Source organism: Mesorhizobium sp. B2-4-13 (assembly GCF_006658535.1).
GTDB lineage: Bacteria > Pseudomonadota > Alphaproteobacteria > Rhizobiales > Rhizobiaceae > Mesorhizobium > Mesorhizobium australicum.
In genome coordinates this window covers 1-22,131 of record NZ_VFVB01000013.1, presented here as the reverse complement: position 1 = coordinate 22,131, position 22,131 = coordinate 1, and the positions used below count along the sequence as shown (strand labels likewise).

At 61.4% G+C, this 22,131-nt stretch carries 18 protein-coding genes and 1 tRNA gene; 12 read left to right on the top strand and 7 right to left on the bottom strand.

All coding sequences use genetic code 11. The features are described from left to right. Positions 1-29: 29 nt before the first annotated feature. Positions 30-1,307: a sugar transferase gene (locus tag FJ936_RS27180; protein ID WP_246680549.1), complete on the bottom strand. Its 1,278-nt coding sequence runs from the start codon at positions 1,305-1,307 to the stop codon at positions 30-32. A gap of 538 nt (positions 1,308-1,845) precedes the next feature. Here FJ936_RS27180 and FJ936_RS27175 point away from each other — a divergent pair. Continuing rightward, on the top strand, positions 1,846-3,474 hold the full coding sequence (locus FJ936_RS27175) for a fatty-acid--CoA ligase (protein WP_140793436.1): 1,629 nt from the start codon (positions 1,846-1,848) through the stop codon (positions 3,472-3,474). Between the two features lie 67 nt (positions 3,475-3,541). Beyond that, positions 3,542-4,327 carry a DUF1499 domain-containing protein gene (locus FJ936_RS27170; protein WP_140618702.1) on the top strand — a complete coding sequence of 262 codons (786 nt, stop codon included), beginning with the start codon at positions 3,542-3,544 and terminating at the stop codon, positions 4,325-4,327. Between the two features lie 62 nt (positions 4,328-4,389). Here FJ936_RS27170 and FJ936_RS27165 read toward each other — a convergent pair whose 3' ends face one another. After that, entirely contained in the window at positions 4,390-5,298 is a 909-nt protein-coding gene (locus FJ936_RS27165) for an MBL fold metallo-hydrolase (protein WP_140793434.1), read from the bottom strand. 115 nt (positions 5,299-5,413) lie between these two features. Here FJ936_RS27165 and FJ936_RS27160 point away from each other — a divergent pair, with 115 nt between their 5' ends. The 3 genes from FJ936_RS27160 to FJ936_RS27150 all read left to right on the top strand — a co-directional run bounded on the left by FJ936_RS27160 (position 5,414) and on the right by FJ936_RS27150 (position 7,046). Next, entirely contained in the window at positions 5,414-6,004 is a 591-nt protein-coding gene (locus FJ936_RS27160) for a biotin transporter BioY (RefSeq protein ID WP_140793432.1), read from the top strand. Positions 6,005-6,174: 170 nt separating this feature from the next. Then, entirely contained in the window at positions 6,175-6,528 is a 354-nt protein-coding gene (locus FJ936_RS27155) for a hypothetical protein (protein ID WP_015318748.1), read from the top strand. 128 nt (positions 6,529-6,656) lie between these two features. Further along, on the top strand, positions 6,657-7,046 hold the full coding sequence (locus tag FJ936_RS27150) for a DUF427 domain-containing protein (protein WP_015318749.1): 390 nt from the start codon (positions 6,657-6,659) through the stop codon (positions 7,044-7,046). A 53-nt stretch (positions 7,047-7,099) separates the two neighbouring features. Here the strand turns inward: FJ936_RS27150 and FJ936_RS27145 are convergent, their stop codons facing one another. From FJ936_RS27145 to ppdK, 4 genes are all read right to left on the bottom strand, one after another. Next, on the bottom strand, positions 7,100-7,840 hold the full coding sequence (locus FJ936_RS27145) for a polysaccharide deacetylase family protein (protein WP_140793429.1): 741 nt from the start codon (positions 7,838-7,840) through the stop codon (positions 7,100-7,102). Between the two features lie 25 nt (positions 7,841-7,865). Continuing rightward, positions 7,866-8,015: a hypothetical protein gene (locus FJ936_RS30620; RefSeq protein ID WP_015318751.1), complete on the bottom strand. Its 150-nt coding sequence runs from the start codon at positions 8,013-8,015 to the stop codon at positions 7,866-7,868. Further along, positions 7,999-9,150 carry a glycosyltransferase family 9 protein gene (locus FJ936_RS27140; RefSeq protein ID WP_224526061.1) on the bottom strand — a complete coding sequence of 384 codons (1,152 nt, stop codon included), beginning with the start codon at positions 9,148-9,150 and terminating at the stop codon, positions 7,999-8,001. Before FJ936_RS27140 ends, FJ936_RS30620 begins: the two co-directional genes overlap by 17 nt. 70 nt (positions 9,151-9,220) lie before the next feature. After that, positions 9,221-11,899, bottom strand: coding sequence for a pyruvate, phosphate dikinase (gene ppdK, locus FJ936_RS27135; RefSeq protein ID WP_140726501.1), 2,679 nt, complete (start codon positions 11,897-11,899; stop codon positions 9,221-9,223). A gap of 223 nt (positions 11,900-12,122) precedes the next feature. On the opposite strand from ppdK, the gene FJ936_RS27130 reads away from it, so the two are divergent. From FJ936_RS27130 to FJ936_RS27105, 6 genes are all read left to right on the top strand, one after another. After that, entirely contained in the window at positions 12,123-12,467 is a 345-nt protein-coding gene (locus tag FJ936_RS27130) for a VOC family protein (protein ID WP_015318754.1), read from the top strand. A gap of 127 nt (positions 12,468-12,594) precedes the next feature. After that, positions 12,595-12,669: transfer RNA gene (locus tag FJ936_RS27125), tRNA-Gln, on the top strand. A 509-nt stretch (positions 12,670-13,178) separates the two neighbouring features. Continuing rightward, the gene (locus tag FJ936_RS27120; RefSeq protein ID WP_015318755.1) at positions 13,179-14,627 is read left to right on the top strand and encodes a TolC family protein; all 1,449 of its coding nucleotides are present in this window, start codon (positions 13,179-13,181) and stop codon (positions 14,625-14,627) included. Positions 14,628-14,663: 36 nt separating this feature from the next. After that, positions 14,664-16,796, top strand: coding sequence for a type I secretion system permease/ATPase (locus FJ936_RS27115; RefSeq protein ID WP_140793427.1), 2,133 nt, complete (start codon positions 14,664-14,666; stop codon positions 16,794-16,796). A gap of 50 nt (positions 16,797-16,846) precedes the next feature. Beyond that, on the top strand, positions 16,847-18,136 hold the full coding sequence (locus FJ936_RS27110) for an HlyD family type I secretion periplasmic adaptor subunit (RefSeq protein WP_140718404.1): 1,290 nt from the start codon (positions 16,847-16,849) through the stop codon (positions 18,134-18,136). Continuing rightward, a complete protein-coding gene (locus tag FJ936_RS27105; RefSeq protein WP_140618714.1) occupies positions 18,126-18,767 on the top strand; it encodes a ribbon-helix-helix domain-containing protein in 642 nt (213 codons plus the stop codon). Before FJ936_RS27110 ends, FJ936_RS27105 begins: the two co-directional genes overlap by 11 nt. Before the next feature lie 132 nt (positions 18,768-18,899). On the opposite strand, the gene FJ936_RS27100 is transcribed toward FJ936_RS27105, so the two are convergent. Continuing rightward, the gene (locus FJ936_RS27100) at positions 18,900-19,853 is read right to left on the bottom strand and encodes a transglutaminase-like cysteine peptidase (protein WP_140793425.1); all 954 of its coding nucleotides are present in this window, start codon (positions 19,851-19,853) and stop codon (positions 18,900-18,902) included. Positions 19,854-20,176: 323 nt separating this feature from the next. Here FJ936_RS27100 and FJ936_RS27095 point away from each other — a divergent pair. Next, on the top strand, positions 20,177-22,131 hold a 1,955-nt coding region (locus FJ936_RS27095), incomplete at its 3' end, for an Ig-like domain-containing protein (RefSeq protein WP_210245829.1).

Here is a 22,131-nt window from a genome sequence, read left to right as displayed (position 1 = left end):
CGTGCGATCGGATTCAGGCCCTGATTTGGCTATCGCGCACCAAAACCGGTGAACATCGTTTTTATGGTCCTGAGAACGATCAGTACGTCCAACCAAGGTGAGAAGTTCTTTATGTAGTAAAAATCATAGTGCAATTTTTCCATGACATCGCCGACCGCCGCGACATGGCCCTGATTTACTTGTGCCCACCCGCTCACGCCCGGCCTGACGATGTGCCGGTACCGGTAGAACGGCAATTCCGCCTCATACCATTGCGACAGCACGACAGCTTCCGGCCGTGGCCCGATCCAGCTCATCTCACCGCGCAGGATGTTGATGGCCTGCGGCAGCTCGTCGATCCTGAACTTGCGCAGGAAGCTCCCGACCCGCGTGATGCGATCGTCATCCCGTTTGGTGATCGCCTTGTCCTTGTCGCTGCCGGAGCCGGTCTGCTGCCTCATCGAACGAAATTTGTAGACGGTGCAGATCCTGCCCCGGTAGCCCATGCGGGGTTGGCGAAACAGCACGGGGCCTTCTGAGTCCAGCCGGATCGATAGGGCGACCAGCAGCAGAACGGGACAAAGAACCACGACAAGGACAAGCGCGGAGGTCCAGTCGATGGCCTGCTTGATCTTGAGATAAGCCTGGTTCGGATTGAGCGAGCCGAGCGTGTTCTCCGACAGATGTTCGATCTCGACACGACCGGTCAACGATTCGCTGACCTGCTTGACGTGATAGACGGGCGTGCCCGACAGCGCCCGGTCGGCGATGTAGCGCTCCCATTCGGCGCCGAGGTCCGCACGCAAATCGACAACCACGCCGTTAACTCTTTCGATAACGGTGCCGGGCGACTTGAGCCAGAACCAGTGCACGCCCGGCAGGGCCCTGAGGCGCTCGACATTGCCGCCGGGAATGACGGCCAGCCGGTACGGCTCAAGACGCCGGGTCATGAGGCTCAGGCCGAAATACCAGAGCGTGGACTGCGTGAAGCTGGCGGCGGCCTGAAACCGGCTATACTCGAAGCGGACAAAGAAAATCGTCAAGAAAACAAGACCGTAGGACAGGACGAATGTCGGCAGGATGTAGCTGGCCGCGGCCACGCCCGGAAAATTGCCAATGCGGCGATAGGCAAGAAAGCCGGTAACATGCGCAATGATGGCAGCCGCGACCGTTATCTGCAGATTGGCCGAATAGATCGCGTCCGGATAGGATGCTATCCGGATCAGTGCTGGCGCGATGATCGCGAATGTCAGTCCGCCGATGAGTTGAAAACGAATTCTGAACAGGAAGTGCCGGCTTCCGACAATCGTTGATGTTGCGACATTCAACTTCTTCCCCTTCCCCCGAAAGGTGCCCGTGTCGGCAATCGCCACTACACTTGGCAGGCCGTTCCTTCGCAAAGCGAACCGGACCCCTCACCATTGGCGATTCGACTCAGTCGAAGATCAAGAGCTACGCCAGTGCGACCTCACCAGCAAGCATCTATTTAGCGGGAATAGTTGGCAGAAGTTCTGATCGGCAGCATTGCTGCATTGCAATTTAAAAGCCGCGGCTAATGTCCCGGCTTATTCTCCAATCCTTGAGAAACCTGCCGAACCCTCAGCCGATATATAGAGGTGATGTCTTTGGTGCCGACCAAGCGCCCATGCCAAATCGGCCAACCGCCTGGCCAGATCGCCATCGATGGCCGGTCCGGGCCCGATGCAGCCAAGCGAAATCAAAAAGCCATCCGGATTCAACCGTTTGCCGATACAGGTTCGAACTCCGACTTTCGCCCGCTGCGCTTGTGGACGCTGGACAATTCCCCGGTTCGCTTCACAATGCGATCAAAAGCGCACCGTGAAAAGCGTGATGGAGGAACCCGGTATGCTGGGACTGATGCAGGAATGGCCGCTGCTGTGCCACAAGCTGATCGACAACGCCGAGCGGCAGCATGGTGCGCGGGAGATCGTGTCGCGTTCGATCGAGGGGCCGATCGTGCGCACCACCTATGCCGACCTTCATCGTCGTTCCCTCAAGGTCGCCCAGCGCCTGGAGCGCGACGGTTTTGCCTTGGGCGACCGCATCGCCACCCTGGCCTGGAACACCGCCCGCCACATCGAGGCCTGGTACGGCATCATGGGCATCGGTGCTATCTACCACACCCTCAATCCGCGCCTGTTTCCCGAACAGATCGTCTGGATCATGAACCACGCCGAGGACAAGGCCGTCTTCGTCGACCTCACCTTCATCCCGTTGCTCGAGAAGATCGCGGGTGCCGTCAAATCGCTGAAGAAAGTGATCGTGCTCACCGACAAGGCGCACATGCCGCAAACGACCCTGCCCAACACCGTCGCCTATGAGGAGTGGCTCGGAGAGGTCGATGGCGATTTCGCCTGGAGGAGCTTCGACGAAGGCACCGCCGCCGGCATGTGCTACACGTCGGGCACGACGGGCGATCCCAAGGGGGTCGTCTACAGTCATCGCTCGAACGTGCTGCACGCCATGATCGCGGCCATGCCCGACGCCATGGGCCTGTCGTCGCGCGACACGATTCTGCCGGTGGTGCCGATGTTCCACGCCAATGCCTGGGGTCTTGGCCAGAGCGGCCCGATGATCGGCGCCAAGCTGGTCATGCCAGGCTGCAAGATGGACGGCGCCTCGATCTATGAATTGCTCGATCAGGAAAAGGTGACGTTCAGCGCCGCCGTGCCGACCGTGTGGATGATGCTGCTGCAATATCTGGAGGAGACTGGCAAGACGCTTCCCCATCTGGGCAAGGTCGTGATCGGCGGCTCGTCGTGCCCGCGCGCGATCATGACGAAATTCCAGGACGATTACGGTGTCCAGGTCATCCATGCCTGGGGCATGACCGAAATGTCGCCGCTCGGCACGCTGTGCACCTTGAAGCCGGACTATGCCGGGCTCGAAGGCGAGGCTCGGCTCGACGTCCAGAGCAAGCAGGGTTACCCGCCCTTCGGCGTCGAAATGAAGGTGACCGACGACGAGAACAATCCGCAGCCTTGGGACGGCAAAACGTTCGGCCGGCTGAAGGTGCGCGGCCCGGCCGTCGCCCGCGCCTATTATGGCGGCGCGGGCGCGGAGCAGTTCGACGTGGACGGCTGGTTCGACACTGGAGACGTCGCCCATATCGATGCCGGCGGCTACATGCAGATCACCGACCGTGCCAAGGACGTCATCAAGTCCGGCGGCGAATGGATTTCGACCATCGACCTGGAGAATCTGGCCGTTGGCCATCCCGATGTGGCGGAAGCCGCGGCCATCGGCGTCAAGCATTCGAAATGGGGCGAGCGGCCCCTGCTGGTCGTCGTTGCCAAGCCGGGCAAGGAACCGACCAAGGCCGGGATTCTCGATTTCATGGAGGGCAAGGTGGCCAAATGGTGGATGCCGGACGACGTCGCTTTCGTCGGTGAGATACCGCATACCGCCACAGGCAAGATCCAGAAGATCACCTTGCGTCAGCAGTTCAGGGACTATCGCTTGCCGACCGATTGAGAGGATGTTGCGTGTTTCCGCAAAAAGGCACTAAACCTCCATCCGGGTTGGGGCAGCGCAGAGAATAATGGTTAGCATTCCCGAACGGCAAACGTCGAAAGCTGCCGGCTGGTCGCGGGGCACGGGCGCCTTTTCGGCGGTGCTTTTGCTGACGAACTTTGTCGGCCATAGGCTCGGCCTCGTCCAAACGCCGGTCTTCCTGTGGGTACTGGGCATTGCTGCCCTGCTGGCGGCGCTGGCGCTGCTGTTTGCCGGCCTGGCCTTTGCGAGGCTGTGGAATTTCGGTGACCGTGGTGGCCGTGATCTCACCGTCGGCGCCTTGCTGGCGCTGCTGGTGCTCACCCCGTACGGCGTTGCCGCCTACTGGGCGACGATCTATCCGCCGCTGCGGGACATTTCGACCGATTTCGATGAACCGCCCGCGCTCGATGTCAGCGACCGGACCAAGGACATGAACGCAGTGTCCCCGTCGACGCCGGGTGAGCAGACGTTGCAGACGGACAGCTATCCATTGGTCACCGCACGCAGCTACGACCTGCCGTTCGAGACCGTCGTCAATGCCGTTGAAACTGTGCTCGACCGGCGCGGCTGGGACCTTTCGGAGCCTTATCCCGAACTCGCCGGACAGACGGAGGTGACAATCACCGCCGTCGCCTCGAGTTTCGTTCTTGGCCTTCCCGCCGACGTCGCCATTCGCGTCACGGATGACGGCGACACGGTCATCGTCGACATGCGCTCCGCCTCGCGTTACGGCCGCCATGACCTTGGCGACAATGCCGCGCGCATCACTGAATTCCTCACGGAGCTCGATCAGGAAGTCGCCGGCCAGATCGGCGCGGCGCCGGCACAATAGCCATTTTTCGAGCAAATCGCGCGCCGCGACGATGATTGGTGAACGGGTGGGCGGCGGCAGGGCTATCGGCCAGGCGTGAAAATGCCATCTATGGCGGGAGCGGCGTCCGTCGCCACCACGCCGCGCGCCACCAGGTCCTCCAGATGGGCAAGCACCGACAGGCCGGCGGCGCCGTGCAGCCGGGGATCGGTATCCCTGTAGATCGCCTTGACCATGTCGGGGATTGTCCTGTCGCCGGCCCTGATCCGTTCCAATATGGCTCGTTCGCGCATCTTGCGATGGGTCTTCAGCCCGCGCATGAAAGCGCGCGGCGCCGTCACCGGTCCCCCATGGCCAGGCAGCAGCAGCCGGTCACCGCGCTCGATCAGGCGGTCCAGCGATGCCATGTAGTCGGCCATTGCCCCGTCCGGCGGCGCGACGATCGAGGTTGCCCAGCCCATGACGTGATCGGCTGAAAACAGGATGCCGGTGCCTTCCAGCGCGAATGCCGCATGGTTGGCGGTATGGCCGGGCGTCAGGACGGTCCGGATCGCCCAGCCGTCGCCGCTGACCAGCTCGCCGTCCGGCAAGGCGATGTCGGGAATGAAAGCGGTGTCGGCGCTGGCGTCGAGCGCATTGGTTTCGCCAATGTGCAAGGGCCTCGCCGGCCGGTGCGGTCCCTCCGCCAGCACTTGGGCGCCGGTGCGCTCCTTCAACCGGGCCGCCAGCGGAGAATGGTCGCGATGCGTGTGGCTGACGAAAATGTGGCTCACCGGCCGGCCCGCTATCACGTCGAGCAAGGTCTGAAGATGCGCTTCGTCATCGGGCCCCGGATCGATCACCGCCAGCGTATCGTGGCCCACGACGTAGCTGTTGGTGCCGTGGAAAGTGAAGGGACTGGGATTAGGGGCCGTGACGCGTTGCACGTCGGGGGCCACCCTTACACCTCGGCCGTAAGCAGGGTCGAAGCTGATATCGAATTTGAGAGCCATGTCGGCGCTTTGTTCCCGGAACGGCAAAACAGATTGCCGCATAGCACGCAAGCCAATATAGGAAAATGCAAGACCGCGATTTCTGGTTCGCGGCAAGATTGAATTGGGGAAGACCATGACAACCGCAACGACGACGCGCCCGCTTGTTTTCCTGGCCTTGCCGCAGGAAGGTGCCGCGCGACTTGCAACGCAGTTTTTGCTGGCGATCGCCGGGACGCTGCTCCTGACTCTTTCGGCCAAGACCAAGGTGATGCTCGGGCCTGTCGACCTCTCGATGCAGACGCTTGCCGTCCTGCTGATCGCCGCCGCCTTCGGCATGCGGCTCGGCGTCGCCACCCTGCTGCTCTACATGGCGGAAGGCGCCATGGGCTTCCCGGTCTTCCAGGGCACGCCGGAAAAAGGCATCGGCATTGCCTACATGCTCGGCTCGACCGGCGGCTATCTCGCCGGCTTCGTGGTCATGGCGGCGATTGTCGGCTGGGCCGCCGACCGCGGCTGGGACCGTCATCCGATCAAGCTTTTCAACGCCATGCTGGTTGCCGAAGGGGTGATGATGGCGATGGGTTTTGCCTGGCTGGCGCTGCTCATCGGTCCGGAAAAATCCTGGCAGTTCGGCGTCGTGCCGTTCATCGTCGGCGATCTCATCAAGGTCGCGCTCGCGGCCAGCCTCGTGCCGGCCGTCTGGTCGTTGCTGAAGCGCTCCTGAAATTTGGGGGTCCCTGCCGCCGATCGAATGGCAGGAGCTTCAAATAGATTCCATCGGCGCAAACTCCTCGTGATCGGACCAACAGCAAAAAGTGCCATAATCCGGCCATCGTCGGTGTTAAGCTTCGTTAACGGGCAAAGGGGTGCGATTGGCGACTGAAAGAGGTTCGCATGGACGCGCTCGACGATAAGGTTCTCGAGAGTACGCTTGCCGAAAGCCTGGCCGATCTGGTGCCGGACGAAAAGACCGTTTCCGAAGACGAGTTCGTCGAAGTTGTCGGCGGCGCGCTCGAAGCGGTCGGCGGCACACTGCTGTTCAAGATGTGCGTCCAGAACGAAGGCGAAGGCCAGCACGTCGCGGCGGCATCCGTCGGTGATGGCGGCAATCGCCAGTTCCTTCTGCTCACCTTGCCAACCGTCGGAGGGGCGCTGAAGGTCGAGACGATCTCGAGAAGCAGCAACCCGGTGGCGGGCATCGCGGCCGCCTATGCCGGGCTGATGGACGCCTTCAAAACCGCTGCCTGATTTTCCGCTGCCACGCCAAGGCCAGTCTTGCGCCACGCACGGGCGCTTGGTGTCTGCTTGTTTGTGACCACGGGCCTTGTTCTATCCGGTCGCCCACCACACCTAAGGTCGGGGCAAGGAGAACCAGCATGGACAAGATCGCCAACCCGGCACCCGGCTTCCAGCGCAATCCCGACAAGATCATTACGATAGAGCCCTATTCCGGCACCGTCACAATCCGCGCCGGCAGTACGGTCATCGCTTCTTCCGCCAAGGCGAAAGTGCTGACGGAGGCCCCCTACCCCGCCGCCTTCTACATTCCGTTCGCCGACATCGATTTTGACAAGCTCAGCCGAACGGATCACGCGACGCACTGCCCCTACAAGGGTGATGCCAGCTATTGGAGCGTGCTGCCGGCGGGCGAAGCGGGCAAGGACGCGATGTGGGCCTATCGGCAGCCCTTCGACGAGATGACCGACATCCGCGACCACGGCGCGTTCTACGCCAGCAAGGTCAGCATCGAGGCCAAGCCGGACTGAACGCTTCGGCTTGAAGACACTCAGGGGCATTGATATTCAGGTGATGCCGGCCCTTAGTCGGTGGTGCCGTGATTACCCGTTCCGTCGGCATCGTCGAGGCGCACGAAGGTCATGCCCTTGTCCTTGAGCGCCAGCAGGCCCTGAACCACGCCCTCGCCGGCGGCATGGGTCGGCTGATTGATGTGGGAGATGATGACATCACCGTCCTTGGCGGCGGCGATGCGCCTGGCCGTTTCCTTGGCGCCGAGCAGCGAGCCACCGTCGCCATTGATCGAGAAGCCGGCAATCTTGAAGCCGAGCTTGCGGATCATCGCAATGGCCGAGGGACTGTATTCGGCTGTTGCGCCACGGAACCATTTCGGCGCCGGTTCGCCGGTCGTGGCCAGAGCCGCGGCCCCCGACTCGACTTCGGCAAGGACTGCTTCCGGGCTGCCGGCGCTGCGTATGCCATAGATCTTCTGTGGCGTGTCGACCGCCGGGATATGCCGGCCACCGTGATTTTCCAGCTCGAACAGGTCGGGATGCGCCCGCATGATCGCGACGGCCTCGGCGTTGCGCTTCAGCCAGACGCCGGTGACGAAAATGGTAGCCGGTATCTTGTTGTCCACCAACGCCGAGAGAATGCGCGTGTCGGTCTTGCCGCCGCAGGCATCGAGCGTGAGTGCAACGCGACCGGTTCCGCTTGCAGCCGGCTTGATGTGCAGCGTGGGTTCGACCAGCGGCGTGGCATGGGCGCTGGATATCAGCGCCACCGACATGGCGATCATGCAGAGATGTTTTTGCGGCAAATGCATCGAACCAAGTTCCCGACCGGCGGTTTCAAGCCGACATCCCAAGACCCGCATGAAGGCGGAAATCGGACGAGGGATAGCAGAAAAACGCCTGGCGCGGCAATTTGACCTCCCACTTGGTCGACGAGCCGTTCAGCGACAGTCTTGCCGTTCCATCGCCCTCAGACAGCGCGTTCATTTTTCAGCTCGGTGCGCGCGAGAATTTCGCGCGCCGCTTCGACAACCGGCTTCACCTCCAGGCGCCAAACGCAGCACGCCTTGCTGGGATCGGTTCGGCGACACAAATCCTTGGCCACGCAGTCACATGGCATTGACGGCCGAAGCGCGATGCTGGGCACGCCGACAGGTCCCCAGCGTGACGGATGCGTCAGGCCGAAAAGGCCGACAACCGGGGTGCCGGCGGCAGCGGCCATATGCATCGGCCCGCTTTCATTGCCCACAAACAGCCGAGCCTGTTCCAGGACGGCCAGTAGGGTCTCGAGCGACAGCGCTCCGACCAGGTCCACCACCGGCGTCGCCGTCTCGGCAACGATCCGCGCGGCGGTTTCACCTTCGCCCGGCCCTCCCACCAGGACGATGCCCAGTCCGGTTTCGGCCGCAATCTGATCAATCGCCTCGGCAAACCGTTCCGGCTGCCACTGCCGGCCCTTGAAACTCGCGCCTGCGTGGACAGCGACGAAGGCGTTCGGACGGATGTGGTGCGTGCCCAGAAGCGCCAAGGCTTTCGCGGCCTCGAATGGCGGCGGCTGGAGGCTCGGTACCGTCACCCGCAGATCAATGCCGAGCGCTTCAAGAGGGGAGAGATAGCGATAAACAAAATGCTGGCCGCCAAACCCGAATGGTTTGGCAAACACATTGGCGGGCTGCCGCTCCAGCAGCTTCAGCGGCCTTTCCGGGGGATTGTAGCCGACGCGCGTCTTTGCGTTGACCAAGCCGCTGATAAGCCGAGAGGTCTTCGAATCGGTCAGGTCGATCGTCAAATCGAAGCAGAAGCCGCGCAGCGCCTTCACCGTTGCGTAGAGCTCTTTTCCGCGCTCCAGCGGGGTGCCCCGCGCGCGAGCCCGCCTGAACGGAACCACCTCCGAAGCGATGCCATGCGCAATCACGAAGCTCTCCAAGTGCGCTTCGCAGAGGAACACGATCCTGGCACCGGGGAATTCGAGCCGAAGGTTCCTGGCGAGGGTCGAAGCGAGGACGATATCGCCTATGAACTTCGTTTGAATGATCAGGATCGAGCGGAACGGAGCGGGTGAAATCTGCAACATATGTTTCCGGAGACGTTTGGCGATCATCACGAAATTGGTCAGAAACAATGGCGAGATTGCGCGATACCTCTAGCACGTTCGCGTGAGTTTTCATACAAAACCGTAAGCTCGGACCGGTCTATCCACGCCCCGTGGTCGTTGTCTGCACTGCAGCCTGCGCCGCTGCCAGTCTGGCGATCGGCACGCGGTAGGGCGAGCAGGAGACGTAGTCGAGCCCGACCTCCTCGCAGAAGCGGATCGACGAGGGATCGCCGCCATGTTCGCCGCAGATGCCGAGCTTGATGTCGGGTCGCGTCGCCCTGCCCTTCTGCGCTGCCATGCGCACCAGTTCGCCGACGCCCTCGATGTCGAGCGAAACGAACGGATCCTGCTCGATGATGCCTTTCTGGCGATACGTCTCCAGGAAGGAGGCGGCATCGTCGCGCGAGATGCCGAAGGTGGTCTGGGTGAGGTCGTTGGTGCCGAAGGAGAAGAACTCGGCCGACTCGGCAATGACATGGGCGCGGATCGCCGCGCGGGGAAGCTCAATCATGGTCCCTGTCAGGTAATCGATGTTGACGCCGCTCTCGTCCATGACGCTCTTGGCGACGGCGTCGATGCGTGCCTTCACAAAATCGAGTTCCTTCGCCAGACCGACCAGCGGCACCATGATCTCGGGGACGACCAGCGCGCCGGCTTTCTTGCCGGCCTCGACCGCCGCCTCGAAAATGGCGCGCGCCTGCATCTCGGCGATCTCGGGGTAGGAGACGGCGAGCCGGCAGCCGCGATGGCCTAGCATCGGGTTGAATTCGTGCAGGGCCTCGGTGCGCTGCCTGAGCTTGTCTGCCGACACGTTCATGGCGGCCGCGACTTCGGCGACTTCCGCTTCGGTCTTGGGCAGGAATTCGTGCAGCGGCGGATCGAGCAGGCGGATCGTCACCGGCAGGCCGGCCATGATCTCGAACAGCTCCAGGAAATCCGAGCGCTGCATGGGCAGAAGCTTGGCCAGCGCCGCGCGGCGGTCCTTCTCGGTGTCGGCCAGGATCATCTCGCGCATGGCGACGATGCGGGCGCCGTCGAAGAACATGTGCTCGGTGCGGCATAGCCCGATGCCCTCGGCGCCGAAGGAGCGCGCCATGCGGGCATCGAGCGGCGTTTCGGCATTGGTGCGCACCTTCATGCGGCGTACCGCGTCCGCCCATTCCATGATGGCGGCGAAATCGCCGGACAATTCCGGCTGCAGCATCGCCACGGCGCCCTTGAGCACCTGGCCGTTGCCGCCGTCGATGGTGATGATGTCGCCCTTGCGGAAGGTCTGCCCCATCGAGACCAGCGTGCCTGCCTTGTAGTCGACGCGCAGCGAGCCGGCTCCGGACACGCAAGGCTTGCCCATGCCGCGCGCGACGACCGCGGCGTGGCTGGTCATGCCGCCGCGCGTGGTCAGGATGCCTTCGGCCGCATGCATGCCATGGATATCTTCCGGACTGGTCTCGATACGCACCAGGATCGCCTTGCGCCCCTGCGTCTTCAGATCCTCGGCATCGCCGGAAGAAAAGACGATCTCGCCGGTGGCAGCCCCCGGAGACGCCGGCAGCCCGACGCCGATGATGTCTCGTGCGGCCTTCGGGTCGATGGTCGGGTGGAGCAATTGGTCAAGAGAAGCCGGATCGATGCGTGCGACGGCTTCTTGCTTCGTGATCAGGCCGTCCCTTGCCATTTCAACCGCGATCCTGAGCGCCGCCTTGGCGGTCCGCTTGCCGGACCGGGTCTGCAGCATCCACAATTTACCGCGCTCGATGGTGAATTCGAGATCCTGCATGTCGCGGTAGTGCTTTTCCAGGCTGTCGGAGATGGTGACGAAGGACTGGAAGGCATCCGGCATCAGCTTCTGCAGCGAAGGCTTGTCGGAACCGGCCGCGATGCGCGCCGCCTCGGTAATGTTCTGCGGCGTGCGGATGCCGGCGACGACATCCTCGCCCTGCGCATTCACCAGGAACTCTCCATAAAGCATTTTTTCACCGGTCGAGGGGTTGCGGGTGAAGGCAACGCCGGTGGCCGAGGTCTCGCCCATATTGCCAAACACCATGGCCTGGACATTGACCGCCGTGCCCCAGCTTTCCGGGATATCGTGCAGACGCCGGTAGGTGATGGCCCGGTTGTTCATCCAGCTTGAAAACACCGCGCCGATCGCGCCCCAGAGTTGCTCGTGCGGATCCTGCGGGAACGGCCTGCCGAGTTCCTCCTCGACCTTGGCCTTGTAGAGCGCGATGACGCCTTGCCATTCGATCGCCGTCAGTTCGGTATCGAGCTCGTGGCCGAGGCTGGCTTTCTGGTCTTCCAGGATTTCCTCGAACACCTCGTGATCGAGGCCCATGACGACATCGGAATACATCTGGATGAAACGGCGGTAGCTGTCATAGGCAAAGCGCGCATCGCCGGAATCGGCGGCCAGCGCCTCGACTGTCTCGTCGTTCAATCCGAGATTGAGCACGGTGTCCATCATGCCGGGCATCGACGCCCGGGCGCCGGAACGCACCGAAACCAGGAGCAGCTTCGACGGGTCGCCGAACCGGCGGCCAGTCAGCCGGCCGATATGGTCGAGGGCGACTGCGACATCAGCCTCCAATCCCGCCGGGTGGGTGCGACCGTTGGCATAATAGGCATTGCAGACCTCGGTGGTGATCGTAAAGCCCGGCGGCACTGGCAGCCCCAGGCTGCACATCTCGGCCAGGTTGGCGCCCTTTCCGCCCAGCAGATTCTTGTCGCTGGCACGGCCTTCCGCCGCACCATCGCCAAAGGTGAAAACCCATTTGGTCATGCTTGCTCTCCGGTTGCAGGAGATTGGAAAGATTGGCGAAACGCAAAGTTCCATCCGTGCCCGACTTTGGAGCGATATGATGCTGCAGTGCGAAAGGCAAGGCGTCGGCAAGCCGTTCGGCCGCTACAATCGATTAAGAAAAAACTCCGCCTGGGCCTGTGGCAAAAAGACTTGCCACCTCACGGCTCGACGTCTAGAACATAAAGGGAACAAGAGGTGCGTCATGAAACAGCCTGGAAAACTGGACTATCTGGAAATGCCGGCGACCGGCGGCACGCTGGATCGGTTGAAGGCCTTCTACAGCGCCGCCTTCGCTTGGTCTTTCACAGATTATGGGCCGACCTATTCGGCCTTCGCCGAGGGCCTGGATGGCGGCTTTCAGGCCGATGCCGCGGAAGCACCGGCCAAGCCGTTGCCCGTGCTTTACAGCGACAATCTGGAGGAAACCCTTCGCGCCGTCGAAAGCGCCGGCGGAACGATCGTCAGGCGGATATTCTCATTCCCCGGCGGCCGACGCTTCCACTTCGTCGATCCAGCCGGCAACGAGCTGGCTGTGTGGTCCCACTAGTCCGCTTGTGGATCACCAAGCGCCGATTGCACCGCTGGTCAGCCGAGCGTCTTCGCGGTCGTTCATAAGCATTGTGCTTTTCGGCTGCTCTGCTAATAACGCGCCGCACAGCGACTCTGACGGCTATTGGGGCGTCGCCAAGTGGTAAGGCATCGGTTTTTGGTACCGACATTCCCAGGTTCGAATCCTGGCGCCCCAGCCAAGCGCAGACTCCATTCGAGGCCGAAGCGCGCACCGAATAAGCCCTGATCCAAACACTCTGCAGCCTAGACTTAACCAAGAAGTGTCACGCTCGGCAGTGCGTCAGCGATCTCGCAAACCACAGCGGGCGCGACCAGAACATGTCGTCAATCTGGGTGGGCCGGACCAAATCCTTCTGCACCCGAGCTGTTGAAGGCGCCTTATTGCCTCCGCGAGAGCAACTTTGTTTGCGGACATGCGTACTCATCGGCATATGCCAGAACAGGCTTGCTGTTGCCCATCTTCAATATCTTGTCTCGGGGCTTCAAGTTTCGATGCCGGCATTTGATCCCGCCGGCGTCCCAAATGTGTGCTATTTTTGCTACATTTTTTGACCGTCTGCCTAAATTCTATGATTTAGTCACAGCTTAATAATGAAACGCGCACGTTAATTTGCAAGATAGTGGCAAGGTCAGGCGCCAAGCCCGGCTGGGGCGCTCTTAAAAAGCGCGGGGAAACGTGGGTGGGAAAATGAAGACGACAGGTCTGTCGACCAAGGTCATGGGCGTTGGTCTCTTGATGACGGCTACCATGCTGAGCTGCTGGGGCGCGCATGCGCTGACACTCAAGGAAGCCATGGCGGTCGCGGTGGAATCCAACCCGGAAATCGGCCAGGCCATCGAAAACCGCGAGGCCATCGAGTTCGAACTGCGGCAAGCAAAAGGGCTCTATCTTCCAAGCGTCGACCTGGAGGCATCCGCTGGTGCTCGCCGCCTGGACAACTCCTCCCGCCGCGCGCTCTCCATCGAGCACGATGCGCTTTATCCCGCGGAGACCGATCTGACGGTTTCGCAAACGCTTTATGATAGTGGCGCAAGGCGAGCCGAACTCAACCGTCAAGCCTCGCGAGTGGATGGCGCCTCATTCCGCGTGCTGGAGCGATCTGAGTTCATCGGGCTGTCTGTCGTCCAGGATTACCTGGAATACATGCTTCAGGCCTCGATCGTGGCCGAGGCAAAGAAGAATCTGGGCTTTCACCAAGCGATTCTCCACGACATCAGGGAAGGCATAGCAGGCGGCGGATTGAACGAAGCCGACCGGCAACAGGCCGAGGAGCGCTTGTTTGCGGCCAAGGCCCGCATGCAGGAGGCTTCCGAGGAACTCGAGGCCTCGAGAATACGTTTCTTCAAGACCGTCGGGAAACCGCTGACCAATGCATCGCGGCCAGGCGACGTTTCCTCTGCACTGCCAAGGTCCCTGGACGACGCGCTGGGCATTGCGCGGGAGAACAACCCGCGCGTCCACATGGCCAATAGCGATATCGCCGCCGCGGGCTCGCAGGTTGACGCCGCTCGGGCGAAATACGGCCCGTCGGTCGTCGCCGAAGGCGTTGCCCGGGCCGGATACGACATTGACGGCGACAATGGAGACACCTCCGATCTGCAGGCACGGGTGGTGCTGCGGTGGAACCTGTATCGGGGCGGCATCGACAAAGCGAATGAGCAGGAGCAGATCCGCCGCGCCAGCGAACAGCGGCTTGGGCTGCATCAGGTTCTGCGGGAGATCGAAGAAGCCGTTCGCACGTCGTGGGATCGCCGCTTCCGGCAAGCCGACCTGGCAAAGACCCTGAAGCTGCAAGCCGCTTCCAACGAGAAGCTGGTTGCCTCTTATCGCGAGCAGTTCAAGGTCGGACAGCGCTCGCTGCTCGATGTGCTGGATGCGCAGAATACGCGGTTCAACACAGCAACGCTGGCGGACACCGCGTCCTACGCATCCCTCTTTGCCCAATACCGACTTCTGGCGGCAACCGGGCAGTTGCTGAAAACGATGGACATCCAGCCGCCGAAGCAGGCCGCGGCCTACGCCAAGGATGAATTCGCGGTTCCGGAGATCCCGGACACCGAAACCTATGCACGGACCCCGTCGGAACAGAAGAACGACCTGCCCTTCGATATCCTCGCCCCTGTCAGGAAGAAGTGAGCCGTAAGGAGTGTTGAGGGTTCTGGCGGGCGGGTCGTGAATCAGCAGCCACATATTCTGTCGCCCAAGGAGGCGTTCAAGGCCTGCTTTTCGGCGGTGGCTGCCTATCTCGGCAGGCCGAGCGCCGAGACCGTGCTGTTTGCCGGAGTGCCGATTTCGGACACGCGCATCGAGGTCACCGAGATCCGGCATCTTGCCGAGCGCATCGGTCTCGAGACCCAGGAATTCAACCATCGCGACTTCCTGCGCGGTCGTGTCGATCTTCCGGCAATTCTCTTCCGTGTCAGTCAGTTGCCGGTCGCCCTGCTGGCGGAAATCGACGGCGACGGGTATCTTACGGCCCCGCAGGAAGACGGGCGCACGACTATCGGCAAATCCGAGCTGGCCGCAAGTTACATCAGTGGCGGTGTATCCTTCTCGATCACCTATGCCAACGCCACCGAGGGCATGAAGGTCGGGTCGGCGCAGCAGATCGAGCGGCGCCATTGGCTGACGGGGACGATGGGCGCTTTCTGGCGCACCTATTCCAAGGTCGTGCTGTCGGCGATCTTCATCAATCTTTTGGCCATCGCCTCGCCGATCTTCACCATGAATGTCTATGACCGCATATTGCCGAACAAGGCGATATCGACGCTTTGGGTGCTGGCGATCGGCATTGGCGCCGTCATTCTCTTCGATCTGCTTTTGAAAACGGCCCGAGCCTCGCTCATCGACTATGCCGGGCGCAAGGCGGACTTGCGGATATCGTATCTGCTGTTCGAGAAGGTGCTGAATTCATCCCTGTCCGCGCGCCCGGGCTCGACAGGCGAATATGCCAACCGCGTCACCCAATATGAGTTCGTCAGGGAATTTTTCACCTCCAACACGATCAGCGTGTTCATCGATACGGCTTTCGTCTTCATCTTCCTGCTCGTCATCTATGCGATCGGCGGCTGGCTGGTCGTCATCCCGGCCCTCGCATTTGTGGCGTCGGTGGTCGTTGGCCTGGTCACGCAACGCCGCATCGGCAAACGGGTCGCAGCCTCCATGAATGAAGCCTCCCAGCGCCAGGCTCTGCTGGTCGAGTCCATCTCCACGCTGGAAACGATCAAGTCGCTGCGAGCCGAAGCCTATTTGCTGAGGAAGTGGGGCGAGCATTCGAAGAATGCGGCCAACACTTCCGAGAAGATCAAGCAGCTCTCGGCGGCGGCCGGCAACATCACCCAGGCCATCCAGCAGCTTGTGACGGTCGCCCTGGTCGTGGCTGGAGCCTACGCCTTTTCGGAAGGGCATGTTTCGACAGGAGCCATCATCGGAACGGTGATGCTGGCGAGCCGGGCCGTGGCTCCGCTCGGCCAGATCGCGATCACCTTGTCGAGATTTCGCCAGGCCATGCTCTCCTTGAGAATGGTGAATTCCATCATGGCACAGCCGGAGGACCGGCCGGATACTGTGGGCTTCGTCAATCGCCCGATTCGCAATGGCGCGATGACGTTCAAGAATGTCGGCTTTGTCTACCCCGGATCGGAAAACGAGGTTCTGTCCGGCCTGAACTTTTCGGTGAAGCCGGGAGAGCGCATCGGCATCATCGGCCGCATCGGATCGGGCAAGACGACGATGGGACGCCTGATCGGCAGGCTTTTTCTGCCAAGCTCCGGCGAATTGCTGCTGGATGGCATCGACATCCGCCAGTATCACCCGTCAGAGGTGCGCGCCGCCGTCGGCATCGTCGCGCAAGCCGGCGATCTGTTTTCGGGCACCATCAAGGAGAACCTGCTGATGGCATCTCCGGAGGCGACCGACGAGCAGATCATCGAAGCCGCGAAAGCCGCCGGCGTCGACGAGTTCGTGTCTCGCCACCCGCGTGGCTACGACATGAACGTCGGTGAACGGGGCACCAATCTTTCCGGCGGGCAGAGACAGACGGTGGCGATCGCCCGGCTGCTTTTGACCAAGCCGAAGATCGTCTTTCTGGATGAACCGTCCGGCTCGATGGATCTGGCGTCGGAACGGCAACTGATAAAGCAACTCAAGACCGCTTTCGACCACAACACGACGCTGATCGTCTCGACGCATCGCTTCAGCATGCTCGAATTGGCTGATCGCCTCATTGTTATCGAACAAGGAAAGATAGTTGCCGACGGGCCAAAAGAACAAGTCATTCAGGCGCTGCAGAGAACGAATTCCTGAATGAACAAATTATATCGGGCTGAAACCGATATGATAACGGGGCGTGGGAAATGCTTGCCAGGGAAGACCGCCCGCCGCTTTTCGCGACGGCGTCCATATTCATCATAGGGGCGCTCTTCGTCGCCTTTGTCGCTTGGTCGTCCTTCGCCGAGGTCGACGAGATCGCGCGTGGCGACGGCAAGGTCATACCGGCCTCCAAGACCCAGGTCATTCAAGCCAGCGAGCCGGGCGTCGTTCAGGAAATCGCCGTGAAGGTGGGGCAGGTCGTCAGGAAGAACGACCTTATTATCCGTCTCGACAATACTTTGAACACATCCAGCCTCGGCGAACAGCAAGCCAAGGCGCGGGCCCTGCAAACACGTATCGCCAGGCTCAAATACGAACAGAGCGGCAGCATCACCGGATCGTTTCCCTGTCCGCAGGACATCCAATCCGTGGCGCCGGAAATCTGTGACAACGAACAAAATCTCCTCGTTGCCCGGCGCGAAAACTTCGACAACAAGCTGTCGGTGCTCAAGTCGCGACTCGACCAGCGCGAAAAAGAACTGGACGAGGCGAACGCCAATCTCGACCGCCTGACAAAAAACCTGGCTGTGAGCGACCAGCAGGCGAAGCTGGTCGAGGCGATGGTCAAGAAAGGTCTGATGGCAAGGACCGAGCAGCTCAAGGTCGAGCAGGAACAGACCGAACTCAACGGCCAATTGAACCTGGCCGGCGAGACGATAAAGAAGGGCAAGTCGGCGATCACCGAGGCGCAGCTCCAGGTCGAGGAACTCGGGCTGCAGTTGAAGCAGGAAGCGCTCGATGACCTGACGCAGGCCTTGGCCGATCTTTCAGTGGTGGACGAAACCATTCGCGGCGCGACCGACAAGGTCGCGCGAACGGATATCCGCTCGCCGGTGGACGGCATCGTCAACACGATGGAACTGAACACCGTCGGCGCCTTCGTCCAGCCGGGTACTGTCGTGGCCGGCATCGTGCCCACTTCCGAGACATTGCTGGTCGAAGCACGTGTTTCGCCCCGCGATGTCGCGTTTATCCGCCCAGATCAGGATGCCTTGATCAAAGTCACGGCTTATGATTTCTCGATCTTTGGCGGCATCGAAGGCAAGGTTTCAAACATTACCGCCGACAGCCTGGTCGATCAGAAGACGGGCGAGCCCTACTATCAGGTGCGTGTTTCAACCGATAGATCGACACTGGAGCGAGACGGAAAGGCATATTCGATCATCCCCGGCATGATCTGTTCCGTGGATATCAAGACCGGTCGCAAGACGATCCTGAGCTACCTGCTGAAGCCGATCAACAAAGCCCGCCAGGAGGCAATGAGTGAGCGCTAGCGCCACCTCTCCCGCGACCCGGAGCGACCACTTGCTTCTGCCACTCCCGACAGAAGACTTCGAACTTGAGTTCCGCGTCGTGGCGCGCGGCGGTATCCGGCGCGGCATTCGGCTGGAACGGGCTTTCTGGGTTTCGCTGAAACAGATGGCTGAGAGCCGCAAATGCACGATCGGCATGCTGGTCGACGAGATCGCCGAAGGTCACGCGGAGAAAGGAAACTTGACCTCGGCAATCCGGGTGGCCTGCATACGCGAGTTGGGGCGCGAGAACCTGAATTTGCGCAGGCTTGCATCGATCAGGACGATAAACGCCATTCTGCTTGCCTGCCCGTCGCCGGCCTTCGCCTTGGCCTCGACGAAGAAGATCGTGACCTTCAATGCGCCGTTCCAGCAATTGGTCAAACGACAATTGCCGGCGGCATTCGACGAAGACACGCGCCAGGACCTGAAGCTGGCGCTGGATCTCAACGTAGCCGATATATTCGCCCGCCTCGACACCAATGGCGATGTTGCCGTTGCGAGCGGATTTGTGATTGGAGCCGGCGAACGCCGTTACCGGGGCCAATTGAACGTGGTGCGGGCGCCGGTGCTGGACCTGGAATTGCTGATGGCTTTCGTCTTCAACGGCTAGCGCCGTTCATCGTTTCACGCAAACGCCGAACCGCCCTATCTGCTGACGCGATTCCGCCGGAAAACCAACAATAGACTTTTCCAGGAATTGTTCCGCCATTCAACCAGGACAAGAAAGCCGGCGCGCGGGCCCTTACTTGACTTCCGCCTGGAGGCCTTCGCCAGGGGCGACGGTTGCGAAACCGCCCTTGACATCGGCCATCTGGGCGTCCCCCGACTTGGACCCGTGGATCCACGCCCGGTCGGTGCTGAACGAGTACAGTGGCTGATAATTCGGAAGGGCGCTGTCCTTGAGCACCGTATCGTTGAGACTGTCGAGAATATAAGCGCCGCTTGCGGTGCTGACCGAAAGCACGGCGTGGAAGAAGCCCCGCTTGCGGTCCTGGAGAACGACGAGCGACATGCTGCGTGCCGGAATGCCGGCCCTCAGCAACGCGGTCATCTTGAGAATGGCGAAGTCCTCGCAGTCGCCGGCACGATTGGCGAGGATCTCCGAAGGCTTCGCCCAATAGTCAAGCTTGCCGTAAACGACGCTGTCCTTCTTATAGGCGATCAGGTGGTTGATGCCGCTGTCGATGAACGACAGTTTTTCGACGAACCCCTTGCCTTGGGCGGCCGAGACCATGGCCGCGAAGGCCGGGCTCTCGTGATCACAGGGGCTGCCCGCGGTGCAATCGGTTATGGCCTGGTAGACAGGTGCCCAGCGCGCCGAAACGGGAAAATTGCGCATGGACAGCGCAACCGACCCGAAAACGCCCGGAATGATCGACGCCGTCGGCATCGGGTCGATACCCCTGCCCTCTCGCGCCATCGAGGCGCTGGACCCGTCTTGAGCGGAAAAGGGACCATATCCGTTCAGGACAAGGCTGATCCGGTAGGGGGTGGCCGGCTGCCAGGGCTGGTATCTCTGCAGCGAAATGCCGCCGAGGCCAGGCGGCGCCTGGACCACTCCAAGCAGTGCTGCTTCGGGCATGAAATTCCTGATGACGGGCCCGGCAAGGGCTGGCTGCGCCGAGCCGGCTATCCCCACCGCCAGCAGAAGCAGCTTGAGCTTGCACTTCCCCGGAGCATTCTTTTGTTTTTTCATGACGCCCACCTTTGACTGTGGACGCTACCAATTTTGTCTCAAATTACTGGAAAGGAAGATGGATAAGTTTCCCACGAATTCACTTTGCTGATTTTAGTAAAATTTTACATGTATTTATACTTATATTTACCAAGTTTTCCGCGCCGCCGGTGGCGAAGCGCTATGCCTTCCAGGCAACATATAACTGATTATATGTTCACAGTTTACCAAGCGTAAAAAAAGTCATCGAAGGCATATCCAAATATATAGAATGCATTGACGGACCGTTGCAAAGTCAAGCCGCCGCCTGTCTCTATCCGGGAAATACCGGAGGGGTTTAAGCTATGGCGAACAGTATTGAACTGGACAATCTTTCGAACTCGTGGGACGAGCATTCCGTCTCCAGCGATCATCACGACCTGACAGCGCCGACCCAGGTGGTGGCGCAAGCCGCGCCGGCCGAGCAAGCGGCGGCACCGGTCCAAACAGCGCCGGCCGCGGCCGAGCCTGTGCCGGTCGATGTCGGTGGCGGCGCGCCGGCGGCAGCTCCGCCAGCGGCAAACGCCCCGCACGAATACGTCGCGGACGCAAGCAACGTCGTCAAACTTCCCGCCAATGTCTCGATCGACAACATCAAGGTCGACGGCCACAACCTCGTGCTCGAGCAGGCGGACGGCTCGGTCATCGTCATCAAGGACGGTGCCCTGCATGTGCCGACCTTCATCATCGGCGACGTCGAAGTGCCGCGCGTGGCCTTGATCGCAGCGCTGGAAGCGAGCCATGTCGATGTCGCCTTTGGCGCGGACGGCTCGATATCGGCCGGTGGCAGCACGACCTCGAGCGCCGGCGGCAATTTCGAACAGCCTGCCGGCGGGATCGGCGACGGCTTCGGACTATCGGCGCTCCTGCCGCCGACGGCTTTGCAGTTTGGGCAGCTCGAGCGGCATGAGCTGTTTCCCTCTTTGGTCGACAGAGGCGTCTCCGTCGTGGCCATGTCGCTGACCAACCCTGATCAGGCGGCCAGCGAAACCGGACTCGATGGCGGCGCGCAACAATCGCCGGGCAGCGAGGCACCGACCAACTCCGAAACTTCCGGCGTCGGGACGATCAGCATCGACGCACCCGATGGCATCGGCTCGATCGTCATCAACGGCACCACCGTGACCGGCGTCGGCCAGCAAATTTCAGGGCAGTTCGGCTACATCACGATCCTGTCGTTCGATCCTGGCACCGGTGCCATCCAGTATGACTACACTGTCACCCAGTCGGTGACGCATCCCGTTAACACGACCGGATACGACGCCAACGATACGGTTCCGGACAATTTCAGCATCACCGTCACGGATGTCGACGGCGATACGGCGAGCACGACCTTCACCGTTGCCATCATCGACGACGTGCCGACGGCGGTTGCCGACACCGACATTACCACGGAAGGCGGCACAGCGAATGGCAACGTGATCACCGGGCTTGGTAGCGACGGCAATGCTGCCGGCGGCGACACCAAGGGCGCGGACGGCGCCTCGGTGAGCGGAGTTACGGGCGCCGGGGCAACGACGGTGGTAGGCGGCGACTTCCATGTCGTCGGCCAGTACGGCACGCTGACGCTGAACCCGGACGGCACTTATAGCTATGTAGCCAACTCCAACATCAACAACGCCTCTCCGGTGACCGACACCTTCACCTACACGCTGAAGGACGGCGACGGCGACACCTCGCAGACGACGCTCAATATCACCATAGGCGATGGGGAAGGCCCGTCGGTGGTCTCGAACGCCATCATTTCGGTGGACGAGGCAGGGCTCGGCACCGCCAATGCGACCGGCAGCGCGGCCGCGACCAACGTCGAGGACAGCAGCGGGACCGTGACGTTTCACGCCGGTTCCGACAACATCACCGGGCTGACGTTCACGTCGGTTGCCGGGATCACGGCGGACGTCAACGGAGTTGCAGGCGCCGACATCGTCTGGACGCTGGCCGGCCCGACTCAGATTATCGGTTCCATCAACGGCATCGAAGCCATCCAGATCGACCTCGTCGCATCGTCCCTGCCGATCCTGGCGGGAGGTAACGGCTCGGCGACAGTCAATGTGACGCTGCTCGACAACTTCCCGCATCCCGACGCGGGCGGACAGAACGTCATCAACGTGACCGGCATCAACGTGGTCGCCACCGATACGGACGGTAGCCAGGCGAGCGCGGCGGTTCAGGTTAATGTTACTGACGACGTGCCGGCTGCGGTCAATGACGGTCCTTACACGGTCGTCGAGGACGGCGCCGGGGCGGCCAACACGCCGCC

Coding starts and splice junctions, on each gene's coding strand:
- FJ936_RS27145 (WP_140793429.1), bottom strand. CDS start 7,840: ATGCATTTGCCGCAAAAACATCTCTGCATGATCGCCATGTCGGTGGCG.
- FJ936_RS27155 (WP_015318748.1), top strand. CDS start 6,175: ATGGACGCGCTCGACGATAAGGTTCTCGAGAGTACGCTTGCCGAAAGC.
- FJ936_RS30620 (WP_015318751.1), bottom strand. CDS start 8,015: ATGAACGCGCTGTCTGAGGGCGATGGAACGGCAAGACTGTCGCTGAAC.
- FJ936_RS27170 (WP_140618702.1), top strand. CDS start 3,542: ATGGTTAGCATTCCCGAACGGCAAACGTCGAAAGCTGCCGGCTGGTCG.
- FJ936_RS27120 (WP_015318755.1), top strand. CDS start 13,179: ATGAAGACGACAGGTCTGTCGACCAAGGTCATGGGCGTTGGTCTCTTG.
- FJ936_RS27100 (WP_140793425.1), bottom strand. CDS start 19,853: ATGAAAAAACAAAAGAATGCTCCGGGGAAGTGCAAGCTCAAGCTGCTT.
- FJ936_RS27175 (WP_140793436.1), top strand. CDS start 1,846: ATGCTGGGACTGATGCAGGAATGGCCGCTGCTGTGCCACAAGCTGATC.
- FJ936_RS27110 (WP_140718404.1), top strand. CDS start 16,847: ATGCTTGCCAGGGAAGACCGCCCGCCGCTTTTCGCGACGGCGTCCATA.
- FJ936_RS27160 (WP_140793432.1), top strand. CDS start 5,414: ATGACAACCGCAACGACGACGCGCCCGCTTGTTTTCCTGGCCTTGCCG.
- FJ936_RS27130 (WP_015318754.1), top strand. CDS start 12,123: ATGAAACAGCCTGGAAAACTGGACTATCTGGAAATGCCGGCGACCGGC.
- ppdK (WP_140726501.1), bottom strand. CDS start 11,899: ATGACCAAATGGGTTTTCACCTTTGGCGATGGTGCGGCGGAAGGCCGT.
- FJ936_RS27165 (WP_140793434.1), bottom strand. CDS start 5,298: ATGGCTCTCAAATTCGATATCAGCTTCGACCCTGCTTACGGCCGAGGT.
- FJ936_RS27150 (WP_015318749.1), top strand. CDS start 6,657: ATGGACAAGATCGCCAACCCGGCACCCGGCTTCCAGCGCAATCCCGAC.